General features: G+C 71.8%; 23 protein-coding genes. 10 read left to right on the top strand and 13 right to left on the bottom strand.

Going from position 1 to position 25,398, the window contains the following annotated elements; translation table 11 throughout:
* Position 1: 1 nt before the first annotated feature.
* Positions 2 to 2,359 carry a serine/threonine-protein kinase gene (locus tag ABZ845_RS13135; RefSeq protein WP_360977378.1) on the bottom strand — a complete coding sequence of 786 codons (2,358 nt, stop codon included), beginning with the start codon at positions 2,357 to 2,359 and terminating at the stop codon, positions 2 to 4.
* 466 nt (positions 2,360 to 2,825) lie between these two features.
* Between ABZ845_RS13135 and ABZ845_RS13130 the strand changes: the two genes are divergently transcribed.
* The gene (locus ABZ845_RS13130) at positions 2,826 to 3,473 is read left to right on the top strand and encodes a TetR family transcriptional regulator (protein ID WP_360977375.1); all 648 of its coding nucleotides are present in this window, start codon (positions 2,826 to 2,828) and stop codon (positions 3,471 to 3,473) included.
* A gap of 233 nt (positions 3,474 to 3,706) precedes the next feature.
* On the opposite strand, the gene ABZ845_RS13125 is transcribed toward ABZ845_RS13130, so the two are convergent.
* Positions 3,707 to 4,180, bottom strand: coding sequence for a nitroreductase family deazaflavin-dependent oxidoreductase (locus tag ABZ845_RS13125; RefSeq protein WP_360977372.1), 474 nt, complete (start codon positions 4,178 to 4,180; stop codon positions 3,707 to 3,709).
* The gene (locus ABZ845_RS13120; protein ID WP_360977521.1) at positions 4,177 to 5,370 is read right to left on the bottom strand and encodes an acyl-CoA dehydrogenase family protein; all 1,194 of its coding nucleotides are present in this window, start codon (positions 5,368 to 5,370) and stop codon (positions 4,177 to 4,179) included. Before ABZ845_RS13120 ends, ABZ845_RS13125 begins: the two co-directional genes overlap by 4 nt.
* A 187-nt stretch (positions 5,371 to 5,557) precedes the next feature.
* Between ABZ845_RS13120 and ABZ845_RS13115 the strand changes: the two genes are divergently transcribed.
* A complete protein-coding gene (locus ABZ845_RS13115) occupies positions 5,558 to 6,730 on the top strand; it encodes an acetyl-CoA acetyltransferase (RefSeq protein ID WP_360977369.1) in 1,173 nt (390 codons plus the stop codon).
* Positions 6,731 to 6,752: 22 nt separating this feature from the next.
* Positions 6,753 to 7,418 carry a pyridoxal 5'-phosphate synthase gene (locus ABZ845_RS13110; protein WP_360977366.1) on the top strand — a complete coding sequence of 222 codons (666 nt, stop codon included), beginning with the start codon at positions 6,753 to 6,755 and terminating at the stop codon, positions 7,416 to 7,418.
* 95 nt (positions 7,419 to 7,513) lie between these two features.
* Here the strand turns inward: ABZ845_RS13110 and ABZ845_RS13105 are convergent, their stop codons facing one another.
* From ABZ845_RS13105 to ABZ845_RS13095, 3 genes are read right to left on the bottom strand one after another with little or no spacing between them, the layout of a single operon-like run.
* The gene (locus ABZ845_RS13105) at positions 7,514 to 8,119 is read right to left on the bottom strand and encodes a GNAT family N-acetyltransferase (protein WP_360977363.1); all 606 of its coding nucleotides are present in this window, start codon (positions 8,117 to 8,119) and stop codon (positions 7,514 to 7,516) included.
* A gap of 24 nt (positions 8,120 to 8,143) precedes the next feature.
* A complete protein-coding gene (locus ABZ845_RS13100; RefSeq protein ID WP_360977360.1) occupies positions 8,144 to 8,608 on the bottom strand; it encodes a Zn-ribbon domain-containing OB-fold protein in 465 nt (154 codons plus the stop codon).
* Positions 8,605 to 9,057: a DoxX family protein gene (locus ABZ845_RS13095; RefSeq protein WP_360977357.1), complete on the bottom strand. Its 453-nt coding sequence runs from the start codon at positions 9,055 to 9,057 to the stop codon at positions 8,605 to 8,607. The genes ABZ845_RS13100 and ABZ845_RS13095 overlap by 4 nt, the downstream gene beginning before the upstream one ends.
* Before the next feature lie 226 nt (positions 9,058 to 9,283).
* Here ABZ845_RS13095 and ABZ845_RS13090 point away from each other — a divergent pair, with 226 nt between their 5' ends.
* From ABZ845_RS13090 to ABZ845_RS13080, 3 genes are all read left to right on the top strand, one after another.
* Positions 9,284 to 10,573 carry an NAD(P)/FAD-dependent oxidoreductase gene (locus tag ABZ845_RS13090; RefSeq protein ID WP_360977354.1) on the top strand — a complete coding sequence of 430 codons (1,290 nt, stop codon included), beginning with the start codon at positions 9,284 to 9,286 and terminating at the stop codon, positions 10,571 to 10,573.
* Positions 10,574 to 10,688: 115 nt separating this feature from the next.
* The gene (locus ABZ845_RS13085; protein WP_360977351.1) at positions 10,689 to 12,914 is read left to right on the top strand and encodes an acetate--CoA ligase family protein; all 2,226 of its coding nucleotides are present in this window, start codon (positions 10,689 to 10,691) and stop codon (positions 12,912 to 12,914) included.
* Positions 12,915 to 13,023: 109 nt separating this feature from the next.
* Positions 13,024 to 13,836: an enoyl-CoA hydratase-related protein gene (locus ABZ845_RS13080; RefSeq protein WP_360977518.1), complete on the top strand. Its 813-nt coding sequence runs from the start codon at positions 13,024 to 13,026 to the stop codon at positions 13,834 to 13,836.
* Here the strand turns inward: ABZ845_RS13080 and ABZ845_RS13075 are convergent.
* On the bottom strand, positions 13,823 to 14,845 hold the full coding sequence (locus ABZ845_RS13075; protein WP_360977348.1) for a hypothetical protein: 1,023 nt from the start codon (positions 14,843 to 14,845) through the stop codon (positions 13,823 to 13,825). The two genes, ABZ845_RS13080 and ABZ845_RS13075, sit on opposite strands and share 14 nt — an antisense overlap.
* Positions 14,846 to 14,928: 83 nt before the next feature.
* On the opposite strand from ABZ845_RS13075, the gene ABZ845_RS13070 reads away from it, so the two are divergent.
* Together ABZ845_RS13070 and ABZ845_RS13065 are read left to right on the top strand one after the other, a co-directional pair.
* Positions 14,929 to 15,537, top strand: coding sequence for a flavin reductase family protein (locus ABZ845_RS13070; RefSeq protein ID WP_360977345.1), 609 nt, complete (start codon positions 14,929 to 14,931; stop codon positions 15,535 to 15,537).
* A gap of 161 nt (positions 15,538 to 15,698) precedes the next feature.
* Positions 15,699 to 16,403 (top strand): serine/arginine repetitive matrix protein 2, encoded by a 705-nt coding sequence (locus ABZ845_RS13065; protein WP_360977515.1) that lies wholly within the window; start codon positions 15,699 to 15,701, stop codon positions 16,401 to 16,403.
* Between the two features lie 58 nt (positions 16,404 to 16,461).
* Here the strand turns inward: ABZ845_RS13065 and ABZ845_RS13060 are convergent, their stop codons facing one another.
* Positions 16,462 to 17,781 carry an MFS transporter gene (locus ABZ845_RS13060; protein ID WP_360977342.1) on the bottom strand — a complete coding sequence of 440 codons (1,320 nt, stop codon included), beginning with the start codon at positions 17,779 to 17,781 and terminating at the stop codon, positions 16,462 to 16,464.
* 71 nt (positions 17,782 to 17,852) lie between these two features.
* Between ABZ845_RS13060 and ABZ845_RS13055 the strand changes: the two genes are divergently transcribed.
* Complete coding sequence (locus ABZ845_RS13055) at positions 17,853 to 18,881, top strand: helix-turn-helix domain-containing protein (RefSeq protein ID WP_360977339.1); 1,029 nt, start codon at positions 17,853 to 17,855, stop codon at positions 18,879 to 18,881.
* Positions 18,882 to 18,953: 72 nt separating this feature from the next.
* Here ABZ845_RS13055 and ABZ845_RS13050 read toward each other — a convergent pair whose 3' ends face one another.
* Genes ABZ845_RS13050 through ABZ845_RS13040 form a run of 3 tightly spaced genes read right to left on the bottom strand, consistent with a single transcriptional unit; the run spans position 18,954 to position 22,139 of the window.
* A complete protein-coding gene (locus ABZ845_RS13050; protein WP_360977511.1) occupies positions 18,954 to 20,003 on the bottom strand; it encodes a Zn-dependent alcohol dehydrogenase in 1,050 nt (349 codons plus the stop codon).
* Positions 20,004 to 20,033: 30 nt separating this feature from the next.
* On the bottom strand, positions 20,034 to 21,194 hold the full coding sequence (locus ABZ845_RS13045) for an acyl-CoA dehydrogenase family protein (protein WP_360977336.1): 1,161 nt from the start codon (positions 21,192 to 21,194) through the stop codon (positions 20,034 to 20,036).
* Positions 21,195 to 21,227: 33 nt separating this feature from the next.
* Positions 21,228 to 22,139, bottom strand: coding sequence for an SDR family NAD(P)-dependent oxidoreductase (locus tag ABZ845_RS13040; RefSeq protein ID WP_360977333.1), 912 nt, complete (start codon positions 22,137 to 22,139; stop codon positions 21,228 to 21,230).
* A 100-nt stretch (positions 22,140 to 22,239) separates the two neighbouring features.
* On the opposite strand from ABZ845_RS13040, the gene ABZ845_RS13035 reads away from it, so the two are divergent.
* The gene (locus ABZ845_RS13035; RefSeq protein WP_360977330.1) at positions 22,240 to 23,166 is read left to right on the top strand and encodes a cyclase family protein; all 927 of its coding nucleotides are present in this window, start codon (positions 22,240 to 22,242) and stop codon (positions 23,164 to 23,166) included.
* A gap of 285 nt (positions 23,167 to 23,451) precedes the next feature.
* Here the strand turns inward: ABZ845_RS13035 and ABZ845_RS13030 are convergent, their stop codons facing one another.
* Positions 23,452 to 23,943 carry an ATP-binding protein gene (locus tag ABZ845_RS13030; protein ID WP_360977327.1) on the bottom strand — a complete coding sequence of 164 codons (492 nt, stop codon included), beginning with the start codon at positions 23,941 to 23,943 and terminating at the stop codon, positions 23,452 to 23,454.
* A 520-nt stretch (positions 23,944 to 24,463) separates the two neighbouring features.
* Positions 24,464 to 25,360 (bottom strand): acyl-CoA dehydrogenase family protein, encoded by an 897-nt coding sequence (locus ABZ845_RS13025; protein ID WP_360977324.1) that lies wholly within the window; start codon positions 25,358 to 25,360, stop codon positions 24,464 to 24,466.
* Positions 25,361 to 25,398: the final 38 nt, after the last annotated feature.

The following is a 25,398-nucleotide window of genomic DNA, read 5'->3' as shown; positions in this document are numbered from 1 at the left end:
CTCACGTGGTCCGGGCCGTCCCCGTCCCCTTCTCCGCGTCCAGGGCGTACACGCAGCGGTCCTTGCTGCACGCGTAGACCACGCCGTCCCGCACCACCGGCGCCCCGGTGATCTCTCCGCCCGTGGCCAGCTTCCAGCGCAGGCGGCCGTCGTCCGCCTTCAGCGTGTACAGCAGGTGGTCCGTGGAGCCGAAGTGGATACGGCCCTCCGCGACCACCGGGGAGCCCACGATGTCCCCGCCCGCCTGGAAACGCCACTTCGGGGTGCCCGTGACCGCGTCGAGGGTGTAGAGACCCTTGCCGCTGCCCACGTGGACGTGTCCCGCCGCCACCAGTACCGGCTCGATCGAGGCCCGCGACTCGGTGGCGATGCGCCAGCGGTCGCGGCCGTCGGTGGCGTCCAGCGCGTACACCGTGCCCAGGTAGTCGGCCAGGTAGACGCCGCCGCCCGTCACCGCCGGACCCGGTACGAAGGCCGGCGGGCACAGGAAGACCGCCGGGGCCTCGAAGTGCCAGCGCACCATGCCGGTGGAGACCTCGATCGACAGGACCCGGGCGCCTGCCGAGACGTACACATAGCCGTCCCCGGCCCGGGTCAGGCGCACGGGGACACCGCCGCAGGAGGCCGCGTCGCCGATCGGGTACGACCAGCGCTCCTCGCCCGTGCGCGCCTCCAGGGCCAGCAGCCGGGCGTCCTTCCAGACGTACACCGTGTCGTCCTGGATCAGCGGTCCGGCCTCCGGCGTCTCGAAGTCCGTCTGCGCCCCGGTCAGCTCCCACAGCTTCTGGCCGTGGGACGCCTCCCACGCCTGGACTCCGCCGCCGCGGGTGCCGGTGACGACCGTGCCGCGGTCGGCCTGGACGGAGTACACCCAGCCGTCCAGGGACAGCCGCCACAGGTCCGCGCCCTCCCGGGCGTCCAGCGCGAAGAGCGTGGGGCCGTCCGAGGCGTGGATGCGCCCGCCCGCCACGGACATCGACCAGGCCACGTCCCGTGTCTTGAAGCGGCGGCGGCCCGTCGCCACGTCGAGGGCGTGCACCTCGAACGAGGTGACGTAGACCAAATCCTCCGCGACCGACGGGGTGCCCCAGACGTCGTTCGACATGCGGAAGCGCCATGGACGCCAGCCGGTGGCGCCCTCAGGGGGCGCGGTCGGCGGGGCGACGGCGGGCGGCGCGACGGCGGGCGCGGCGCCCGTCCCGGCGCCCGGCCGGGACCAGGACGCGACGAGGCCCGCCTCCGGGGGAGGCGCCTTCACCGCGGCGGCCCGGGCGTCGGCGACCCGCGGCCCGGGCCCGATCGGCACGGAGGCGCCCGCGAGCCGCACCGGCCCGCCGTCGGGGCCGCCGACCGGAACCGGAACCGGAGCGGGTGCCGGGGCGTGCGACGGCGGGGGCGGCACCGCGGGCGGCCGGCTGCCGCTGCCGCCGCGGCTCGAGGACGGGGACGGCTTCACCGCCGGGCGCCCGCCGCGTCTTCCCTCGATCAGGGTGACGGCCTTCTCGGGCAGCCACGCCGACGCCGTACCGCTGTCGTCCGAGCCGGAACCGAACAGATGGGGTGCGAGCTGGGCCTGGAGATCGGCCGGGTTCGGGCGGGCGGAGGCCTCCATCTGCATGCAGGACTCGATGAGCGGACGCAGTTCGTCGGGCAGTCCGGAAAGGTCCGGGCCCTCGCGCAGCAGCATGAAGACGGTCTCGACGGGGTTCGCGCCGTGGAAGGGCGGATGCCCGGTGGCGGCGAAGACGAGCATCGAGCCCAGCGAGAAGACGTCGCTGGCGCCGGTCACGCTGCGCGAGTCCTTCGCCTGCTCGGGGGACATGTACGCGGGGGTGCCCACGGCGACATTCGTCATCGTCAGACGTGTGTTCGACACCCCGGAGGCGATACCGAAGTCGATCACCCGTGGGCCGTCCTCGACGACAAGGACGTTCGACGGCTTCAGGTCGCGATGGACGAGGCCCGCGCCGTGGATCGACTGGAGCGCCTCGGCCACGCCCGCCGCCAGCCAGCGCACCGCCTGGGCCGGCATCGGCCCGCATTCGGTCACTATCTCTTCCAGGGAGGGCGCGGGCACGTAAGCGGTGGCGAGCCACGGCACGGCCGCGCGCGGGTCGGCGTCGACCACGGCCGCCGTGTAGAAGCCGGAGACCGCCCGCGCCGCCTCCACCTCGCGGGTGAAGCGCACCCGGAAGAGCTGGTCCTCGGCCAGCTCCGTGCGCACGGTCTTGATCGCCACGCGCCGCCCGGATGCCGAGCGCGCGAGATAGACCAGCCCCATGCCGCCGGCACCCAGCCGTCCCAGCACCTCGAACGGCCCGATCCGCCGCGGATCGTGCTGCGTAAGCTGATCCACCACTTGCCTGCCACCTCCCCGTACGGGTCGCGTCATCCGCGTCGTGCACGCGACCCCGTGCAGCGTCTCACCACCGCACCGCCATGGCGGCACGCAGCCCGATTGTCCCTGTCCGAGGCACCGGTTGCGAACCCGGGGGCGGATCGGGGTGTCTCAGGACAAAACCATGTCCGGCCGCCCTACGGGAAACGGCGCCCGCATGGTGGAACGCCCGATACGCCTTCGAAGTGCCACGCCGGGACATCGAGCCGTCGGTCAGGAATACGGAGCGGGTGCCCTTTTCGCTCGCTTCGCCGCCCGTTCACTGTCCGTGACCGCCGCTCACCACCACTCGTCCGCAGGAGGTCTCGAACGGCGGTACCCCTGCCAGGCTCCTTCTCACGGGCTCCGGAAGCCGCCGGAGGCCCCCCTACTCCCCATTTGCAGTCGGCCGAATCGCGCTCCGATCACCCGTCGGTAAGCTGACGGCATGACAGGACAAGTACGTACCGTCGACGGCCGCGTGGCCGGTCGGCGTGGGCAGGCGACCCGGCAGAAGCTGCTGGACTGCCTCAGCGAGATGCTCAGCTCGTCGCCCTACCGGGACGTCAAAGTCATCGATGTCGCCCGGAAGGCGGGGACGTCACCGGCGACCTTCTACCAGTACTTCCCGGACGTCGAGGGCGCCGTCCTGGAAATCGCCGAGCGCATGGCGGCGGACGGCGCCGGGTTGACCGAGCTGCTCGAAGGGCGCTCCTGGGTCGGCAAGGCGGGCTGGCAGACCGCGCAGGAACTCGTGGACGGATTCCTCGAGTTCTGGCGCAAGCACGATGCCATCCTGCGCGTTGTCGACCTGGGCGCCGCCGAGGGCGACAAACGGTTCTACAAGATCCGCATGAAGATCCTTAACTCGGTGAACAACTCCCTCGCGGATTCGATCGCCGAACTCCAGTCCAAGGGGCGGGTCGACAAGGACGTGAACCCGGCGGCCGTGGCCGGATCGCTCGTGGCGATGCTCGCGTCCGTGGCCTCCCACCAGAAGGGCTTCCAGTCCTGGGGCGTCAAACAGGCCGAACTCAAGCCGAACCTGGCGCTGTTGGTGCATCTGGGCGTGACCGGGAAGAAGCCGACGAAGTAGGACGCCGCGCGACGGCACTCGTTCGGGCGCGCCCGGTCCTGTCGGTTCGGCTGCTCCAGGCCCACGTTCCGTTCTGTCATGCGGGCGGTGATCCACTCCGGTGGACCACCGCCCGAGGCGCATCTGCCGGCCCAGCCTTGCGAGCCGCACGAGCGTACGAGCCGTGCGGTCAACGTCGTACGAGCCGTACGAGCCGTGCGGTCAACGTCGTACGAGCCGTACGAGCCGTGCGGTCAACGTCGTACGAGCCGGAGCAGCCGGATCTGCCGCTCCACCCGCGCCTGGTACGTGGCATACGGCGGCCAGAAGGCCAGCACCGCCTTCCAGACCGCGTCCCGCTCCTCGCCCTCCAGCAGAAGGGCCGTGACCGGGATGTCCTTCCCCTTCCAGCTGATCACGGCGTCGGGGTGCGCCAGCAGGTTGGCGGTCCAGGCGGGGTGACCGGTCCGCCCGAAGTTCGACCCGACGAGGATCCAGCTGCCGCCGTCCTCCGGCATGCACGCGAGGGGCGTGCGACGCGGGAGGCCACTGCGTGCCCCGGTGGCCGTGAGGATCACGCTCGGCAGCATCCGCGCGCTGAGCATGACCCGGCCCCGGGTCAGCCGGTGGACGGCACGGTCCAGCGCGGGCAGGACGTGCGGGGCGACCTTGGCGAAGGCCCGCGTGGAGGACACCTTCTGCACAAGCCGCACTCCGATGGCGCTCATACGGCCACCTCCCCCAACGTGAAGAGCCCGGCTCCCTCTGCGGCGTGTGCGCGCAGCCGGTGCACGGGGCCGAACAGCAACTCGTCCCCGGCGGCGCGCTTGAAGTACAGATGCGCCTCGTGCTCCCAGGTGAAGCCGATGCCTCCGTGCAGCTGGATGCCCTCGGCGGCGGCGGTCCGCAGGGCCACCAAGGCCTGTGCGAGGGCGAGGCCGCCCACGGGGCCGCCCGACGCCTCCGTCTCGCCCGCCGCCCAGGCCGCGTAGTAGGCCGCGGAGCGCGCCGCCTGCACCCGTACGTACACATCGGCCAGCCGGTGCTTGACCGCCTGGAAGGACCCGATCGCCCGCCCGAACTGCTCCCGCCGCCTGACATGGTCCACGGTCCGCTCCAGCGCCCGGCCCGCCGCCCCGACCGCCTCACAGGCGAGCACCGTGGCGGCGCGGTCCCCGACCCCGGCGAGCACCCCGGGCACATCGGCCCCGTCCTCGCCCAGCAACTCGGCTTCGACGTCCCGCAGCTGCACCCGCGCGCACGGCCGTGTCTCGTCCAGCGAGGTCTCCCGGGTCCGCACCCCGCCGCCCTCCCCCCGCACGAGGAACAGCAGGGTACGAGACCGGGCGTACCCCCCGGCATGGGCGGCCACGATCAGCAGTCCGGCGCTGTGTCCGTCGAGCACCTGGCACGCCTCCCCGTACAGCCGCCAGGCACCGTCGGCCCGCCGCGCCTGGATGCCACCGGCGCGCCCGCCGCCGGCCCAGTCGCCCCGGTTGTCGCCGGCGAGGCCGAGGGCGGTGGCGAGGGCGGTGCCGGGGACGGCGAGGGTGGCGGTGAGCTCGCCCGAGGCGATGCGGGGGAGCAGTTCGGCGCGCTGGGCCGCGGAGCCGAGGGCGAGCAGCAGGGGCGCGGCGAGGACGGCCGTGGCCAGCAGCGGGGAGGGGGCGAGCGCGCGCCCCACCTCCTCGCAGGCGAGGGCGAGTTCGGTGACGGAGCAGCCGACACCGCCGTATCCTCCGGGAAGCGCGAGGCCGGGCAGACCGAGCTGCCCCGCGAGGGTGTCCCACAGGGCGGGGTCGTATCCGGCACCGGTCAGGACGGCGGCCCGCACATCATCGGGCCCACAGCGCTTGGCGAGCGCCTCCCGCACCGTACGGCGGATCTCGTCCTGTTCAGCGGTGAAGCGGGCGTCCATGGGCGTTGGTCCCTTCTCCATCTGACGATCCGTCATATTAAGGCGCGGGAGCGTCGACGGGGAGTCTCGGTACCGATTTCGGCGGCTGCGGAAGGGACGCGCGGCGGCACGGGGAGGGGACCGGTCCTCGACGGACCGCGCCTGCGGGCCGGTTCCGTGCAGCGATATCTGATGTACCGTCAGATTCATGACTGCTGCGACCGGACGTAAGGCCGCCATCGTCGGGGTAGCGCTGTCCGACTGTGGCCGGATCGACGATATGACGGCGTACGCCCTGCACGCCCAGGCCGCTCGCCGTGCCCTGGCCGACGCGGGGCTGGAGCGTTCGGTGATCGACGGGTTCGCGTCGGCGGGGCTCGGGACCCTGGCTCCGGCGGAGGTCGCGGAGTATCTCGGTCTGCGGCCGACCTGGGTCGACTCCACGTCCGTCGGCGGGTCCACCTGGGAGGTCATGGCCGCCCACGCGGCGGACGCCATCGCCGCCGGGCACGCGCGGGCGGTGCTGCTCGCGTACGGCTCGACCGCACGCGCCGACATCAAGGCGGGGCGCCGCACCGGGAACCTGTCCTTCGGCGCCCACGGCCCCCTCCAGTTCGAGGTCCCCTACGGCCACACGCTCATCGCCAAGTACGCGATGGCGGCACGACGCCATATGCACGAGTACGGCACCACGCTGGAGCAGCTGGCCGAAGTGGCGGTGCAGGCGCGTGCGAACGCGGCCGCCAACCCCGAGGCCATGTTCCGTGAGCCGGTCACGGTCGACGAGGTGCTGTCCGGGCCGATGGTCGCCGATCCCTTTACGAAGCTGCACTGCTGCATACGCTCCGACGGAGGGGCGGCGGTGCTGATCGTGGCCGAGGAGCTGGTACGGGACTGCCGTACGCGGCCGGTGTGGGTGCTCGGGACCGGGGAGCACGTCTCGCACACGACGATGTCCGAATGGGACGACTTCACCGTGTCACCGGCCGCCGTGAGCGGTGCTCTCGCCTTCGAACGGGCGGGAGTGCGTCCGCGGGAGGTCGACTTCGCCGAGATCTACGACGCCTTCACCTACATGACGCTGGTGACGCTGGAGGATCTCGGGTTCTGCGCGAAGGGCGAGGGCGGGCCGTTCGTGGAGAAGGGGCGGCTGCTGGCGCGGGGCGGGGAGTTTCCGGTGAACACCGACGGAGGCGGTCTGGCGGCCCAGCACCCCGGGATGCGGGGGCTGTTCCTGCTGGTCGAGGCGGTGCGGCAGCTGCGCGGGGAGGCGGGCGAGCGCCAGGTGCGCGCCAGGGACGGGCAACTGCCCCGGCTGGGTGTCGCGTCCGGCACGGGCGGATGGTTCTGCTCGTCGGGGACGATGGTCCTCGGGCGCTGAGCGGCGGCTACATACTCGGAGCATGGCAACGGATCTTCATGAACTGCTCCGGACCCTGCGGGTGTGGGACCCGGCGGCCACCGAGCTGCCCGCCTTCGACCCGGCGGCAACGCCCGAGGAGCCGCTCGCGCTGTTCACGGAGTGGTTCGCCCAGGCGGTGGCGGCGGGGCAGGCCGAGCCCCACACCATGGCGCTGGCGACCGCCGACGCGGACGGCACACCGGACGTCCGCGTCGTGATGCTGCACGGAGCGGACGCGGACGGCTGGGCCTTCGCCACGCACGCGGGCAGTCGCAAGGGCCGGCAGCTGGCGGTGCGACCGTACGCCGCCCTGGAGTTCTACTGGCCCGTCCAGGGGCGGCAGATCCGTGTGCGGGGAGCGGTCACGGCCGCTCCCTCTCGGGAAGGCCAGGCCGATCTGCACGCACGCTCCACCGGCGCGCTGGCCGCAGCGCTCACCGGGCGGCAGAGCGATGTGCTGGGTTCGGTCGCGGAGCTGGCGCGGGCGTCGGAGGAGGCGTGGGAGCGGGCGCGGCGCGAGCCCGAGGCGCCGGTTCCGTCCTGGACGCTGTACCGGCTGCGGCCGGACGAGGTGGAGTTCTTCCAGGGCGACGAGGAGCGCAGGCACGTACGGCTCGCCTACCGGCGCACGGAGGAGGGCTGGGCCAAGCTGCTGCTGTGGCCTTGAGCCGCGGCTTCCCGCAGGGATTCGCACGGCTTCAGCGCCGCTCCCGCACGGCTCCCGCACGGCCTCCGCACGGCTCCGGCGCGCCTCCCGCGCGGCTACGGAAGCGCCGGTTCCGGGTCGGTCGCGATCCTCGCGTGCAGATGCACGTCCCGGAACGCGTCTCTGCGTCCCGCCTCGCACATCGCGCCGCGCAGCGTCCCCTCGTGGAGGAAGCCGCATCGCTGGGCGATACGGCAGGAGGCCGTGTGACCGAGGGCGTGGCCCAGCTCCAGTCGGTGCAGGCCCAGGTCGGTCAGGGCCCAGCGGGCGGCCAGGGCCAGGGCGCGGGTCGCGACGCCCTGGCCGCGGGCCTCGGGCAGCACCCAGTAGCCGACGCGCGCGCAGCGTGTGAGCCGGGCGATGTCGTTGACGGCGATGTGCCCCAGCGTCGTACCGCTCGCCGCGTCCGCGACCCGGAAGGAGGCACCGGTTCCGTTCGCCGTCGCCGCCAGCTTCGACCGTATCGACTCCCGTGCGCCCGCCATGTCCTCCACGGCCTTCAGCGGGGTGTTCCACTGATGGAAGTCGGGGTCCGTCACCCCCCGCAGCCACGCTTCGACATCACGTTCCGACCCGTCGTCCCAGGAGCACAGCCGAAGGCCATGCCCGCGCAGTACGGGGACGAGGCCGGGGAGTTCGCCGGAGTTCTTGACGTCAGTCATCCGGCCATTCAAGCCCGCGGCCCGTCAAGGCTCACGCCCGGGGCGGAAGACCGGGACGGTGACGTCCCCGGCCTGCCGGAAGTGGGCCTCCAGGGCCATGCCCACCCGCAGTCCTCTCTCCTCGCACTCCACCACCTCCGTCATCATCCGTGGCCCCTCGGCGAGATCGACCACGGCGGCGACGTAGGGGGTCCGGCCCCCGAAGGGCGGGAGGTCGTTGCGGTGGACGACGGACCAGGTGTAGAGCGTGGCCCGGCCGCTCGCCTGCTCCCAGGCGACGTCCTCGCTCCAGCAGTGCGGGCAGAACTCGCGCGGATAGTGGTGAGCGCGCCCGCACGCCGCGCACCTGCGGATCAGCAGTCGCCCCTGGGCCGCCGCGTCCCAGTAGGGGCGGGTGAAGGTGTCGACTCCGGGAAGGTCGTGACGCGGCCCGTCGGCCCCTGCCCCTGCCCCTGCCCCTGCCCCTGCCCCTGTCCCTGCCCCCGTCATTGGAACAGCCCCAGCGCGTTGTCCACCGACCACGTCTGCCACGACATCGCGAACAGGCCCACGACCGAGATCAGGGCCATCATCGAGTTCTGCCCCTGCTCGGCCCAGTCATGGATCATGAGAATGAAGTAGAGGACGTTGAGGAGCAGTCCGCCGACCAGGGCGATGGGGGTCAGGAAGCCCACTGCCAGGCCGAGGCCCAGGGCGAGTTCCGCGTAGACGACCACGTAGGCCATCAGGCGCGGGCGCGGGGCGACCACCAGGTCGAAACCTCTGCGCACCGCCGGCCACCGGTGGCGGGTCGCCACCCCGGTGGCCCACTCGATGCCCGAACCCCGTTCGAACCACGCCTTCTTGTCCTTGTGCCGCCAGCTCTCCAGCCACCACAGTCCGAGCCCGATACGGAGCACAGCGAGCCACTCCGCGCCGGTGAGCCAGATCGTGTCCATGAGGCGCCCGCCTTCCCAGCGGCCGAGTTTCTGACGGTACGTCAGTTTCGATGTACGAAGAGGTCTCGCGCAAGAGCTACGCACGGCGTGAGCACCCACCGGTCCCCCACAACCGGTCCGCCTACGACACCGGTCCCACCCACTCCTCCTACAGCCGTGATCGATTCGCAACGCATTCCGGTCTTGACCGAGACCCATCAAGGAATCGTCTGGATACGCTCCGTACATGGCCGACTCGACTACTGCTTCGCCGCGCCCTGTGGTGCCCTCCCACGAGGACCGGCCCGTATACGTCATCGGCGGCGGACCGGGCGGGCTGGCCGCGGCCTGCGCGCTGCGCGCCCGGGGTATACGGGCCGTCGTACTGGAGAAGTCGGACCGCGTCGGGGCGTCTTGGCGGCGGCACTACGACCGGCTGCACCTTCACACCACCCGACGCCTCTCGGCCCTGCCGGGACTGCCCATGCCGCGGTCCTTCGGACGGTGGGTGGCGCGCGACAACGTGGTGCGCTACCTGGAGACCTACGCCGAACACCACCAGCTGGAGATCGTCACCGGCGTCGAGGTCTCCCGCGTGGAACCGGCCCCGGACGGCACCGGGTGGCTGCTGCACGCGACCGGCGGCCGGGAGCTCACCGGCCGGGCGGTCGTCGTCGCCACCGGCTTCAACCACACCCCGTACGTGCCCGACTGGCCCGGCCGCGACACCGCCACGGCCGAGCTGCTGCACGCGGGCGACTACCGCAACGCCGAGCCGTACGCCGACCGTGACGTCCTGGTCGTCGGCGTCGGCAACACCGGTGCCGAGATAGCCGTCGACCTGGCGGAGGGCGGGGCCTCCCGTGTGCGGCTGGCGGTACGCACCGTGCCCCACATCGTGCGGCGGTCGACCGCCGGGTGGCCCGCGCAGCTCACCGGAATTCTTGTACGACGGCTGCCGGTCGGGCTCGTCGACCGGCTCGCCCGGCCGATGGCGAAGATCAGCGTCCCCGATCTGTCGGCTCATGGGCTGCCCCGGCCCGCCACCGGGTTCTACTCGCGCGTGAAGGAGGGCGCGATCCCCGTGCTGGACGTCGGGCTCATCGACGCCGTGCGGAAGGGGCGGGTCGAGGTCGTGGCGGCCGTCGAGGGGTTCGAGGACGGCAAGGTCGCCCTCGCCGACGGCAGCCATATCGAGCCGGAGGTCGTGATCGCCGCCACCGGGTATGTCCGCGCCCTGGAGGGGCTCGTCGGCCACCTCGGCGTCCTTGACGACCGCGGCCGACCGGTCGTCCACGGTGCCGGCTCGCCGCGCACGGCACCCGGACTGCACTTCACCGGCTTCACCAATCCGGTCAGCGGCATGTTCCGCGAACTGGCCATCGACGCACAGAAGATCGCCAAGGCGGTGGCACGCCACACGGAAGCGTCCCGCGCCGACAAGCCCGGCCCGACGAAGCCGGCCCCCGAGAAGCCCGCGGCGAAGGTGTCCCGCTCGGAGAAGTCCGCCACCAAGGTGCCCCGCTCGGCACAGTGACGCGGCTGAACCCTTCCCGCGCTTTTGCCTGCACACCCGTTCCTGACACTGCGTCAGTTCAGTAATCTGACAAAGCGTCAGTTGATTGAGCCGTCACACAGGAGCGGGTGGAGCGATGCTTGGATCAACCCACGGCACCCTGACCACCGACTCCCGCCGGGCCCGAGTCATCGCCTGCGGCGAGCAGCCCTCGCCCATGGTTCACGGCAGGCCGGCCGACGTCGGTGACCTCGACGTCAGCGGACGGCCGCTGCATGCCGACGTCCCCGATCTGGACCGGTTCTTCCGGCCCGAGTCCGTCGCCGTCGTCGGTGCGTCCGACGCGGAGGGCCGGCCCAACACCGGTATCACGCGGCAACTGCTCGCCTGGGCCGACCGGGTCGGTGCGCGGGTGCACCCCGTGCACCCCACCCGCGACGCGGTCTTCGGCATCCCGTGCTTCTCCTCTCTCGGGGACCTGCCGGAGCAGGTCGATCTCGCCGTACTGCTCGTCTCCGACCCGCTCCCCCTCATCGAGGAACTCGGCTCCGCCAAGGTGAAGTTCGCCGTCGCCTTCGCCTCCGGTTTCGCCGAGACGGGCGAGGAGGGGGCGGCGGCCCAGGCACGGCTCGCCCGGGCCGTGGAACGGGCCGGGACACGGCTGCTCGGACCGAACACCAACCTCAACGCGTTCGAGCGGTTCCGGGACGACCTCGACGGGCCCGCCATCGCGCTCATCACCCAGTCCGGGCACCAGGGTCGCCCCGTCTTCGCCCTGCAGGAGCTGGGCATACGGCTCTCCCACTGGGCGCCGACGGGCAACGAGGCCGATCTGGAGACGGCCGACTTCATCTCCTACTTCGCCGAGCGGCCCGAGGTCGGCGCCATCGCCTGCTACATCGAGGGCCTGAAGAACGGCCGCTCCTTCCTGCTCGCCGCCGACCGGGCCGCCCGGCGCGGTGTCCCGGTGGTCGCGGTCAAGGTGGGCCGCACGGAGACCGGCGCCCGGACGGCCGCCTCACACACCGGCAAGCTGACCGGCGCGGACGACGTGGTCGACGCGGCGATGCGGCAGTTCGGGGTCATCCGTGTCGACGGGCTCGACGAACTCCAGGACACCGCCACCCTGCTGGCCCGGGCACACGCCCCGCGCGCAGAGGGCGTCGTCGTCTATTCGATCTCGGGCGGCACGGGCGCGCACGTCGCGGACCTGGCGGCCGAGGCGGGTCTCAGCCTTCCGGTTCTGTCCGAGGCCAAGCAGGCGGAGCTGCACGGGTGGATACCCGAGTACCTGAGCGTCGCCAATCCCGTCGACAACGGCGGCCACCCGGTGGGCGACTGGCGCGGGCGGAAGATCATCGACGCCATCCTCGACGACCCCGAGGTGGGCGTGCTCATCTGCCCGGTCACGGGGCCCTTCCCTCCGCTGAGCGACAAGCTCGTACAGGATCTCGTGGACGCGGCGGAGCGCACGGACAAGCTGGTGTGCGTGGTGTGGGGTTCGCCGGTCGGCACCGAGGCCGCCTACCGCGAGACCCTGCTCGGATCCTCGCGCGTGGTGACCTTCCGCACCGTCGCGAACTGCCTCACGGCCGTCCGCGCCCATCTCGATCACCAGCGCTTCGTCCTCGGCTACCGCTCCCCCTTCGACGAGGCGCCCCGTGTCCCCTCGCCGTCCTACCGCAAGGCACAGGCGCTGATGCGCCCCGGGCAGCAGCTGAGCGAGCACGCGGCGAAGCAGCTGCTGCGGGCCTACGGCATCCGCGTACCGCGCGAGCAGCTGGTGACCAGTGCCGCGGCGGCCGTGCGCGCGGCGGGGCTCGTCGGCTATCCCGTGGTGATGAAGGCGTCCGGCGCGCAGATCGCCCACAAGACCGAACTGGGACTGGTGAAGATCGGGCTGACGTCCGCCAGCCAGGTCAGGGACGCCTACCGGGAGCTGACCGACATCGCGCGCTACGAGCAGATCAAGCTCGACGGGGTGCTCGTGTGCCAGATGGTGGAGCGCGGTGTCGAGATGGTCGTCGGTGTCGGCCACGACCGCCTCTTCGGGCCGACGGTCACGGTCGGGCTCGGCGGTGTGCTCGTGGAGGTCCTGCGGGACGCGGCGGTGCGCGTGCCGCCCTTCGGGGAGGATCAGGCGCGGGACATGCTCTTCGAACTGCGCGGGCGGGCCCTGCTGGACGGCGTGCGCGGGCGCCCGCCGGCGGATGTCGACGCGCTGGTCGAAGTCGTGCTCCGGGTCCAGCGGATGGCCCTCGAACTCGGGGACCAGATCGCGGAGCTGGACATCAATCCGCTGATGGTGCTGCCCAGGGGGCAGGGAGCCGTGGCGCTGGACGCGCTGGCGGTGTGCGGCTGAGGACTGGGGCAGCCGGCCGAAGCCTCCGGCCGTGACGACACGGATCACGATCATCCGGATCATGACCGAACAGACCGTGGACAAGCGGACCGCGACGAAACGGAACACGATGACACCTTCCCCCGAAGATCCCGTCGAGCCATTGGTGCTGCACACCACTGACAGTCACGTCGCGTGGCTCACCCTCAACCGCCCCTCCTCCCTCAACTCCATCACCCCTGACCTGCGCGAACAGCTCATCCAGAAGTTCCGCGACACCTCCGCCGACCAGGATGTGCGCGCGGTGGTCCTGACGGGAACGGGCCGAGGCTTCTGCGCCGGGGCGGACCTGCGCGGCGGGGCGACGGGCGGGGAACGGATACCCGGCGATGTGGCGCGCACCATCCGCGAGGGCGCCCAGCGTCTGATCGCCGCGGTCCTCGACTGCGAGAAGCCCGTGATCGCGGCCGTCAACGGCACCGCCGCCGGGCTCGGCGCGCATCTCGCCCTCGCCTGCGATCTCGTGATCGCCGCCGAGTCCGCCACGTTCGTCGAGGTGTTCGTGCGCCGCGGTCTGGTGCCGGACGCCGGCGGCGCCTACCTTCTGCCCCGGCTCGTGGGGCCACAGCGGGCCAAGGAACTGATGTTCTTCGGCGACGCACTGTCGGCCCCGGACGCCGAGCGCCTGGGCCTGGTCAACCGGGTCGTCGCGGCGGACGCGCTGGAGAAGGCGGCCCGCACCTGGGCGGAGCGCCTCGCCGCCGGTCCCACCCGGGCGCTCGCGCTCACCAAGCAGCTGGTCAACGCCTCACTGGAGACAGACCGCACGACCGCCTTCGCCGCCGAGGCCGCCGCGCAGGAGATCAACATGACGACCGCGGACGCGCTGGAGGGCGTCGCGAGCTTCGTGCAGCGGCGCGACGCCGAGTTCAAGGGCCGGTGACGGCCCCTGTCCCGGCTTCCCGGACCCGCTTCAGGATCCGCAGCGAACCGGCGTCGGCGTCGCCGAACAGCACGAACAGCCCGGGCTTCCGCTCCGTGCCGCCGATCGTCCAGAACGTCTCGTGCCCGCATCCGCCACCGAACCGTACGAAGACGCCGTCCCGGTGCCGGGGCCCTTCGTCGCCGTCCGACGCGTAGTGGCCGTTCTTGTCGAGCACCCAGCTACCGGTGCCGTCGCACACCGTGAAGTCCTCGAGCCCCCGGTCGTCCGGCGAGGGCTGTACGGGCACCTTGGTGAACTCGACGCGGCCGTCCTCGCCCAGCCGCATCACCGCCCCGCCGTCACCGCGCCATTCCCCGGCCAGCTGCCGGGCGGACAGCACGGGAGGCCGGTACTGCGGGAGCGAGCCCGTCATCGAGGCGACCACCCCGCCCGAGACGACCAGGACGCACAGGACGAAGGACGCGAGCCCCGCCCGGAACCAGAGGCGCCAGAAGCCCCACGCACGACCCGTGCGCGCGGCCCGGCCCCGCACATACGCGATCCCCAGCACCGGCAGCACGGCCAGACCCATGAGCCAGCCGGCCGTGACAATGAACGGCCGGTCCCACAACGCGGCCACCGCCCCCGCCCACACCACCGCGGCCACCGCGGCGAACCCCAGGTGCCAGAGCCACTCGGCTCCCCGGGCACGCCGGACCGCCCGACGGGCGAGTACCGCGGCCGGCAACGTGAAGACGGCCGCGTGCAGCAGGCCGAGCACCGGAAAGACCAACGGCGCGAAGAGGACCAGACAGAACAGGCCCCATCCACCACCGGTGGCGCCGCGGTCGTCACCGGTCGATGCCTCCAGCCACCGGACGAGCCCTGCCGCCGGAAGCGCCGCCGCGCTCATCGCCGCGGCCGTGGTCGGCGTGGTCCCCGACCGGGCGGCGGACCCCCACCGGACCCTGCCGGCGGTCCCCGGACGCCCCTGGGCCCCCGCGTTCCCCGTGCTCCCCCGTGTCATGAGCGCAGCGTACGCACGGGTGTGCTGCGGGTGTGTCATACCCCTTCTCAACTGATACTCCGTCAGCTTCAATGGGGGCTGTGATGGGACACGCGGGGATGGCGGCGACCGCCGTCCGCTACCTCAGGTCGGTCGGAGCCCCTACGGTGGCGGAAGGGCCCTTCGAAGCCCTGCCGCGGCCGGAGCTGCGGTGCGTCGGGGAGGACGAGCGGGCACCGGTCGACCAGGGCGAGTTCCGGCGCGTCCTGGGGAGCTTCGCCACCGGCGTCACCGTGATCACAGCGCCCGCGGGGGACGACGGGACGGGACCCGCCGGCTTCGCCTGCCAGTCCTTCTCGTCGCTGTCGCTCGACCCTCCGCTGGTCGTGTTCATGGTCGGCCGAAGCTCTACGACCTGGCCGCGCATCGCCCGCGTGGGCGTGTTCTGTGTGAACGTGCTCGCGGGCCATCAGGGCGAGTTGTGCCGCGGCTTCGCGGTGAGCGGCGGGGACAAGTTCGCCGGAGTCGAGCACGAGCCGGCGCCGTTCTCCGGATCACCGCGCCTCACGGGCACCGCGGCATGGATCGACTGCGCCATCCACGCCGTGCACACGGGCGGCGACCATCTCATCGTGGTGGGCCGGGTACGGGCTCTGGGGACGGGTGACGACGACAGCGCGCCGCTGCTGTTCCACAAGGGCCGGTTCGTCTAGGGCCTGTTCACTTCGAATTCCGGCGCCGGCATCATGGCAGCGCGGGCCGGTGAAGACGGTTGCCCCGGAGAAACGCGTGCTTCGGTCTGCGCCCGGTCATCTTGGGCAACCGGCCATTGATTCACCCGAGTTGCGATGCCCTAGCATGCCGCGTTGTGACAATGCAGACTCCGTACGGGGCACCGTACAGCGGTCCACCGCCCCCGCCGCCCCACATCCCGGCAAAGGACGTACGGCCCCGGCGTATCTGGTACGCGATAGCCGCGCTGCTGGGGCTCGTGCTGGCCGGTGCGGGTGCCGTCTTCATCGGGGTGATGGTGAAGGACACCGTGAACTCGGTCGACACCTCCCACAGCTTCTCCGGCGGCGGCTCACAGACGTTCAGCTTCGTCCGGGGAGAGACCAAGGCGATCTACGTCTCCCAGTACGGAAGAGGCCGGGTCGACTGCCGGATTCCGCAGATGCCGTCCGCGGCGATCACCCATCCGGGCAGCAGCTTCCAGGTCACCCTCGGGTCCCGCACCTGGGAGCGTGTCTTCGAGGTGCAGCCCAGCAGCAGTGGCGACTACGCGCTCACCTGCACCTCAGAGCTGCCGGCCGAGTTCGCGCTGGGAAACAAGCCCCATGTGGGGAAGGCGATCGGCAGCATCGCCGCGGGGATCGGCTGCATCTTCGCCGCGTTCGCGGCCGCCGTGACCATCACCGTCGTCACGGCCGTCCGCCGCCACCACTACCGACGGCGGTTCGCCGCCACATCGGCCTCTCCGCAGCAGTGGGGCCCTCCACCCCAGTGGTCTCCCCCGCCGCAGTGGGGCCCGCCGCCCTCCGGTCCCGGCCCGGGGTACCCGCCTGGCTCACGGTCCTAGGGTCTTTCGTTCGGATCAGGCCGGATCCGGGAATGAGGCCTGATCCGAACGAGAAGCCCTAGGCCAGGGCAGCCTGGTGTCCGGTTGCCGCAGGCGCCGGGCGCCGACGGATCACGAGGGCCATCAGGGCCGCCGCCGCGCACAGGGCTCCCGACGCGTACCAGACCACGTCGTACGAGCCGAACGCGTCCCGCGCGACGCCGCCAAGGAAGGCCACCAGGGCCGCTCCGACCTGGTGGGAGGCGAGGACCCAGCCGAAGACGATGGCGCTGTCGTCGCCGTACTGCTCCCGGCACAGCGCGAGGGTGGGAGGCACGGTGGCCACCCAGTCGAGGCCGTAGAAGACGATGAAGAACACCATCGGCGGGTGGACGGACGGGGCCAGCAGCATGGGCAGGAACAGGAGCGAGAGACCGCGCAGGGCGTAGTACACCGCGAGCAGGCGGCGCGGCGAGAAGCGGTCGGTGAACCAGCCGGAGGCGACCGTGCCGAGGACGTCGAAGACTCCGATGACCGCGAGCAGGGAGGCCGCCGCGGTGATCGGCATGCCGTGGTCGTGGGCCGCCGGGACGAAGTGCGTCTGGACCAGGCCGTTGGTGGAGGCGCCGCAGATCGCGAAGGTTCCGGCCAGCAGCCAGAACGGGCCCGTGCGCGCCGCCGAGATCAGCGCGGTCAGGGCGCGGCGGGCGGCACCGCGCACGGGCTCCGGCCGGGGGACGAACTCCTCGGCTCCATACGGCTTCAGGCCCACGTCGGCCGGGTGGTCCCGCAGCAGCAGCCAGACGAAGGGGACGACCGAGAGCGCGGCCAGGGACACCGTCACCGCTGCCGGACGCCAGCCGTGGTGCTCCACCATCCAGGACAGCACGGGCAGGAAGATCAGCTGTCCGGAGGCCGAAGCGGCGGTGAGGATGCCGCTGACCAGCCCGCGCCGCTCGGTGAACCAGCGGTTGGTGACGGTCGCCGCGAACGCCAGCGCCATCGAACCCGTGCCCAGGCCCACCAGCAGGCCCCAGCAGAGCATGAGCTGCCAGGCCGTCGTCATCCACACGGTCGCGCCCGAGCCCAGTGCGATCACCACGAGGGCCACGGCGACGACCCGGCGGATGCCGAAGCGGTCCATCAGGGCGGCGGCGAACGGCGCGGTCAGCCCGTACAGCGCGAGATTGACGGAGACCGCGGCGCCGATCGTGCCGCGCGACCAGCCGAACTCCTGGTGCAGCGGGTCGATGAAGAGTCCCGGCACGGAGCGGAAGGCGGCGGCGCCGATGATCGTCACGAAGGTGACGGCGGCGACGAACCACGCCCGGTGCACACGGGCCGGCCTCTTCTCGGTGCGTACGGTGTCCGCGGGTGCGGCTTCGGTCGTCTGAGTCACGTCTTCGAGGGTCCGGTCCGATGAGCGTCCGAACGAGTGGCCCGAAGGACAGCATTCGCTAGAATCAGGCCATGGATCGAGTCATGGCCCGCCCCGACGCATCCGCGTTCCGGCCACACCGCGTCGTGGTCCTGGCACTCGACGGACTGCTTCCCTTCGAACTGGGCATCCCGCACCGGATCTTCGGCCGCCCCAAGGACCAGCAGGGACGGCATCTGTACGAGGTCGTCACCTGTTCCGTCAGGCCGCCCGGGCCGGTCAGGACGGAGGCCGACTTCGTCATCCATGTCGAGCACGGCCCCGAGGCGCTGGCCACCGCCGACACCGTCATCGTCCCGGCGTCGTACGAACTCGGGCCCGTGTTCGAGGAGGGCGTCCTCACGGAGGAACTGGCCGCCGCGCTCGCCCACATCCGGCCCGGCACCCGGCTCGTCTCCATCTGCACCGGCTCCTACGTCCTCGCCGCCGCGGGCCATCTCGACGGGCGCCCGGCCACCACGCACTGGGCCGAGGCCGAGCACTTCCAGCGGCTCTTCCCCCGGGTCGAGGTGGACGCCGACGTGCTGTTCGTCGATGACGGCGACGTCCTGACCTCCGCCGGTGTGGCCGCGGGGATCGATCTGTGCCTGCACATCGTCCGCCGCGACCACGGCACGGCGATCGCCAACGAGGTGGCCCGCCGTACGGTCGTCCCGCCGCACCGCGACGGCGGCCAGGCGCAGTACATCCACCGGCCCGTGCCCGATCCGCAGCTGGCCACCACGGGGGCGGCCCGCGCCTGGGCGCTCGGCCGCCTCCATGAGCCCATCCAGCTGCGCGACATGGCGCGGCAGGAGGCCATGTCCGTACGCACCTTCACCCGCCGCTTCCGCGAGGAGTCCGGTGTCAGCCCCGGCCAGTGGCTGACCCAGCAGCGCGTCGAGCGCGCCCGCCAGCTCCTGGAGTCCACCGATCTGTCCATCGACCGGGTGGCCAGGGACGCCGGATTCGGTACGGCCCAGTCGATGCGGCAGCACCTCCAGGCGGCCCTCGGGGTCACCCCGACCGCGTACCGCCGGACGTTCCGCACCGCGGTCGGCCAGAACGGCTGGAACGACTAGGGCCTCTCGTTTGGATCAGGCCGGATCAGGGAGCGTTCGCCCCTCGCGACGCCCGGCACGCCTGCCGCGGCACTAGAACGTGAGCACGGCCCGCGCCACCCTCCCCGCATGTGCGTCCGCCGCCGCCTTCTCGAAGTCCTCCACGGGGTACGTCGCCGTCACCAGCTCGTCCAGGAGCAAGCGGCCCTCACGGTAGAGCCTGGCGTAGAGCGCGATGTCCCGCTGGGGGCGCGAGGAGCCGTAGCGGCAGCCCAGGATGGACTTGTCCAGGTACATGGAGGAGACCAGGAACGTCGCCTCGGCCGCCGCCGGGGGCACCCCCAGCAGGACCGCCTGGCCGTGGCGGTCCAGGGAGTCGATCGCCGCGCGGATCAGCTCGACCCGGCCCACGCATTCGAAGGCGTGGTCGGCGCCGGTGGGGAGCAGATCCCTCACCCCGGCCGTCGAGGTGAGGAAGTCCGTCGCCCCGAACTGGCGCGCCATCGTCTCCTTGTCCGGGTTGGCGTCCACCGCCACGATCCTGGACGCCCCCGCTATGCGCGCGCCCTGGAGGACGTTGAGGCCGATCCCGCCCGTCCCGATCACCAGAACCGTGTCGCCCTGATCCACCCGGGCGCGGTTCAGAACGGCGCCCACGCCGGTCAGCACTCCGCAGCCGATCAGCGCGGCCGACGTGAGCGGTATGTCCTCGGGGATGCGGACCGCCTGCACCGCCTTCACCACGGTCCGTTCCGCGAAGGCCGAGTTGGACGCGAACTGGTACACCGGCCGGCCGCCCCGCGTGAACGGCTGTCCGGGACGTCCGATCGCCTGCCGGCACATCGTGGGCCTGCCCCGGTCGCACTCCGCGCAGGCCCCGCAGTTCGCCAGGGTCGACAGCGCCACATGGTCGCCGGGCCGGACATGGGTGACGCCCTCGCCCACCGACTCCACCACACCCGCGCCCTCATGGCCGAGCACCACGGGCACCGGGAAGGGGATGGTCCCGTCCACCACGGACAGGTCGCTGTGGCACAGCCCCGCCGCCGAGATCGCCACCCGCACCTCGCCGGGCCCGGCTTCCCGTATCTCGAGGTCGTCCACGACCTGCGGCTGCGTGCCGTCGTAGACCACCCCTCGCACACCGCTTGCAGCACCTGACATGGCAACTCCTCAGCCCTTCGGTCCCCTTGGTTCCTTCGGCAGTCCGAGCAGGCGCTCGGCGACGATCGTGCGCTGGATCTCGTCCGAGCCGCCGTAGACGGTGTCGGCCCGGCTGAAGAGGAACAGGTGCTGGAGCGGGTCCAGTTCGTAGGGCGCGCGAGCCGACCAGTCGGCCGGTCCCGCCGCCCCCACCGCGCCCCGCACCTGCATCGCCAGCTCGCCCAGGCGCTGGTGCCAGCGGCCCCACAGCAGCTTCGCCACGCTGGAGGCGCCGGCCGTCTGCGTGCCGCCCAGCGTGCGCAGGGCGTTCCAGCGCATCGTCCGCAGTTCGGCCCACTGGGTGACGAGCCGGTCGCGGATGACGGGATCGTCCACCGCCCCCGTCTCCAGCGCCGTGCGGATGACGTCACCGAGCTCGCGCGCGAAGCCGATCTGCTGGGCCAGCGTGGAGACACCCCGTTCGAAGCCGAGCAGGCTCATCGCGACGCGCCAGCCATTGCCCTCTCCCCCGACCACATGCTCGGCCCGGGCCGTGGCGCGGTCGAAGAACACCTCGTTGAACTCGCTGGTCCCGGTGAGCTGACGGATGGGACGGACCTCGATACGTCCGGGCTGGTCCATCGGTACGAGGAGGAAGGTCAGCCCGTGGTGGCGTCGCGACACCGGGTCGGTGCGGGCCAGCACGAAGCACCAGTCCGCCTCATGGGCCAGCGAGGTCCAGATCTTCTGGCCGGTGACGCGGTACGTGTCCGGGGTGTCGCGTACGGCGGCGGTACGGACTCCGGCGAGGTCGGAGCCCGCGCCGGGCTCGCTGTAGCCCTGACACCACAGCTCCTGGCCCCTGGCTATGGGCGGCAGGAAGCGGGCCTTCTGCTCGGGGCTGCCGTGGGCGATCAGGGTGGGGGCGAGGAGGTTCTCGCCGATGTGACCAGAGCGAGAGGGTGCCCCCGAGCGTGCGTACTCCTCCGCCCAGGCGACCTGCTGGGTGAGCGTGGCGCGGCGGTTGCCGTGGCCGTCCTCGGGCCAGCCGAGACCGATCCACCCGGCACTGCCGAGCGTGCGCTCCCACTCCCTGCGGTCCGGTGCGCCGTCCACCGCCACGTGCGACGTCAGCCAGGCGCGTGCCTCGCGCCGGAACGCTTCGTCTTCCGGACCGAACCCGAAGTCCATGGTCTCCGCCTCTTCTCGGTGGGTGAGGGGGGTTCACGCGTTGGGTCGCGTGCCCTCCCGTGCCGCCCTCTCCATCTCCTCCAGCTGCGCGAGCAGAGGCATCGGGTCGGTGCCCACCGACGTCGGCAGGAACTCGGCGATGGTCTCCGGGGTCCAGGAGCCCTCCGCGTACGCCGCCCTCAGCTCCCTCGGCTGGGCCCACACCGCCAGCTTCGGGCCCGCGATCGTGTACACCTGGCCGGTGATGCGTGCCTGCCGGGCGCGGTCCGACAGGAGGTAGACGACCAGGGCGGCCACGTCCTCCGGTTCGCCGATCTCCTTCAGCTCCATGGGGACGTTCGCCGACATCCGCGTCCGGGCCACCGGTGCCACCGCGTTGGCCGTCACGCCGTACTTGTGCAGTCCCAGTGCTGCGCTGCGTACGAGGGAGATGATGCCGCCCTTGGCCGCGCTGTAGTTGGCCTGGGCGACCGAGCCCTGGTGGTTGCCGCTGGTGAAGCCGATCAGCGTGCCGGAGCGCTGGGAGCGCATCACCGCCGACGCGGCGCGGAACACCGTGAACGTGCCTTTGAGATGGGTGGCGACCACGGGGTCCCACTCCTCCTCGGTCATGTTGAAGAGCATCCGTTCGCGCAGAATGCCCGCCACGCACACCACGCCGTCCAGGCGGCCGTAGGCGGCCAGGGCTTCGTCCACCAACCGCTGCCCGCCGGCCATGGTCGAGATGTCGTCGGCCACCGCGACGGCCTCTCCGCCCGCCGCCCCGATCTCCTTGACGACGGCCTCGGCGATCTCGCTCGTGGGCGAGGCGCCCTCCACCGACACCCCGTAGTCGTTGACGACGACGCGTGCGCCCTGCGCCGCCGCGGCCAGCGCCACCGCTCGCCCGATGCCGCGGCCCGCGCCGGTCACGGCGATGACCTTGCCTGCCAAGAAGTTCCCCATGCCCGGACCCTTCCCGCGCTTTCTGACGGTTCGTTAGATTGACGGTTCGTTAGATTCTATGACCCGCCGGACGCGCGGAGACAAGCCCCGGGGAGGACTCATGTCACTGCCTGCCGAGTTCCATGAGATGGCCAAGCGCGTGAACAACTGGGGGCGTTGGGGGCGTGACGACGAGATCGGGACCCTGAACCTCATCACCGACGAGGTGGTCAGGGAGGCGGCGGCCTGTGTCCGCAGCGGGCGGCGCGTTCCGCTCGCCCTGCCGCTCGAGCAGGACGGTGTGCAGACCGGCGTCATCCCGGGGCGGGTCAATCCCCTGCATGTGATGGTGCAGATCAACCAGGAGATCTTCGGTCCCGACACCGTGGCGTGCAGCGACGACGCCGTGACGATGGGGCTCCAGTCAGCCACCCACTGGGACGCGCTGACGCACGTCTCGCACTCCGGGAAGCTCTACAACGGCCGCCCCGCCGACTCGATCACGGCCCATGGCGGTGCGCAGTTCGCGGGGATCGACAAGCCCCGGCACATCGTCTCGCGCGGGGTGCTGCTCGACGTACCCCGCGCACTGGGTGTGCCACGGCTGGACGGCGCGCACGCCGTGACACCCGAGGACCTCGAGGCGGCAGAGGAACTCGCCGGGACGCGTGTGCGGGCCGGCGACATCGTGCTCGTACGGACCGGGCAGATCCAGACCTGTCTCGCGGGCGACAAGCACGCGTACGGGTACCCGTCGCCGGGACTGTCCATGCGCACTCCGGAGTGGTTCCACGCGCGCGATGTGGCGGCCGTCGCGAACGACACGCTCACCTTTGAGATCTTCCCTCCCGAGATCGAGGATCTGTGGCTGCCCGTGCACGCCCTCGACCTCGTGGAGATGGGGATGCACCAGGGCCAGAACTGGAATCTCGAAGAGTTGTCCACAGCCTGTGGAGAAGAGGGGCGCTACGCCTTCCTTCTGTCGGCGATGCCCGAACCGTTCGTCGGCGGTACGGGAACCCCCGTGGCTCCGGTGGCCATCCTGTAGGCAGCACCGCAACACGATCCGCACCGTCGAGGGCTCCCGTCACCGGAGCCCTCGGCGTCCCCTCGCGGCGAACCGCCGAACATAAGCGTGATGAAACGGACACTCGGCGTCAACAGCCGTTCAGAGATTCCTCACTTACTTCCCTTTTGTGAGAACGCGCACGGAAGCGCATACCGGCGCGCCCGAGCACATGCGCGCAGGAGCGCACGCCCTACCCGCGCCCCGCGGGAACGTCGGCCTTCGAGCCGGACGAGCGAAGAAAGCCCGGTGGCCCAGGGAGGGTCCTCAGAGCACCCCGTACGCGAACTCCGCCGCCACCACATCGGCCCCGCACACCGCGGCCCTGCCCGCGACCGACGCCGCACAGCGGTCCAGTTCGCACCAGATGCGCTTGCCCACGCCCTCCTGGTCCCAGCCCCACCGGTCCGCGAGGCCGTCCACCAGTTCCAGGCCGCGACCACCGGTCTCGTCACCCGTCGCATGCCGGGGCTCCGGCGGGCGGGCGCTGGCGTCGGCCACCTCCAGGCGGACCATGCCGGCCACGGCGCCCGAGGGGTCGTCCCGCATCCCCGTCAGCAGCAGCCGCAGCACGGCGGGGCACCCGGTGTGCACCACCGCGTTGGTGACCAACTCGGAGACGAGCAGGATCAGCGTCTCGGCGAGCGGCTCATCGGCCGCTATGCCCGACCCGGCGAGCCGGGAGCGGGCCCATTGGCGAGCCCGCCCCACTTCCGCGGGGTCGGGCCGGATCTCCAGCTGCACTTGAAGCACCTGCACCGCTCACACCATCCGAACCGGCGGGCACATCGCCTCGCGCCTCACAAGAGCCACGATCGTGGTCATTGTCTGCATGGCAGGAACCAGGATCACGGACCGTGATTCCCTCGCACGACAGCATGGTTGACGTACAGTCACCCCAACAAGCGCTTCGGGCATATTCCAGCGCGAAGGAGTACCCGTGCGGCATACTGTGCGACGCTTGCCGTGACGAGTCGAACAGGCAGGCACGACCGTCAGCCCTGCCTCCGGAGCCGCGCGCATCACCGGATCCGGCGCCACCACTGGGGTCACACCGGGGTGAATCGGGCTCGGTACGGCTCGCATCCCACACAAGGTACCGGAGCCGCCCGCCGACTCCAGTCCGTGACAAGTCACGCATAGGACACAACCCGATATCAACGCTCTGTGATGCCAAAGCGCCACGATCCGCGACATTCCTGCCGCCCGGCCCGCACCCCGCCCGGACCTCGCCCGAGAAATGCCTGCCCAGGGGCCCCGGCGGCTCCACGGAGATCCTCTACTTCATCCCCGAAAGCAGTTCCGCGGCGAGCAGTTCATCACTCTCCGTGCTCGTCCCCGTGCGCTGTGTCCGCACCCACGCCCGCTTCAGGAACAGGTGCACTTCCGACTCCCAGGTGAAGCCCATGCCTCCGTGCACCTGAAGGCAGTCGCGGGCGCCGCGCACGGCCGCCTCGTCGGCGAGCAGCCGGGCGGCGGCGATGTCCAGGGGGTCGGCGGTGACCGCGGCGGCGTAGACCGCTACACGGGCCGTCTCCACGCGCACCAGGCTCTGTGCGCAGAGGTGCTTGACCGCCTGGAATGCTCCGATGGGCTGTCCGAACTGCTCCCTGGTCCGCGCGTACTTCACGGCCAGCTCGCAGGCACGGGCGGCGCCGCCGAGCTGTTCGGCGGCGGTGAGGAGGACCGCGACCGGATCGGGGGCGTCACCGGCCGGGCCGCCCGGGGCCGCAGGCAGCCGGTGCAGCGGGGTCAGCGGGTCCACCGACGCGACAGGTACGGCACCGGACGCGTCCCCCACCACGACGTCCGCTTCCGCCAGCCACTCCACCAGCCCGCCGGAGGCGGCGGCCGTGACCACCGTCTCCCCGGTCGCCGCGCCCGCCACCCGGCCGGCCGCGAGATGCGTGGCCACCAGCGGCCCGGGCAGCAGCACCCGGCCCGCCTCCTCGAAGGCGAGCACCGCCTCGGGCAGTCCCAGTCCGACCCCGCCGTCCGCCTCCGGCAGCCGCAGCGCGAAGAAGCCCGCCGCGCCCAGCTCGCGCCACAGCGCGCGGTCGAGGACACCGGGCCGGGCGACGGCGGCGCGCAGCGCGTCGGCACCGAAGCGGCCCGTGAGCAGGTCACGCACCCCGGCCCTGAGCGCCTGCTGATCGTCGGTGAGTTGGAAGTGCACCGTTGTGTCACCGCCCCTTCCAAAAGCGCACGGGTGTG

The organism is Streptomyces sp. NPDC047022 (assembly GCF_040644155.1).
Taxonomy (GTDB): Bacteria; Actinomycetota; Actinomycetes; order Streptomycetales; family Streptomycetaceae; genus Streptomyces.
Note: the sequence above shows the minus strand (reverse complement) of the source record. Positions and strands in the feature narration are given on the sequence as shown.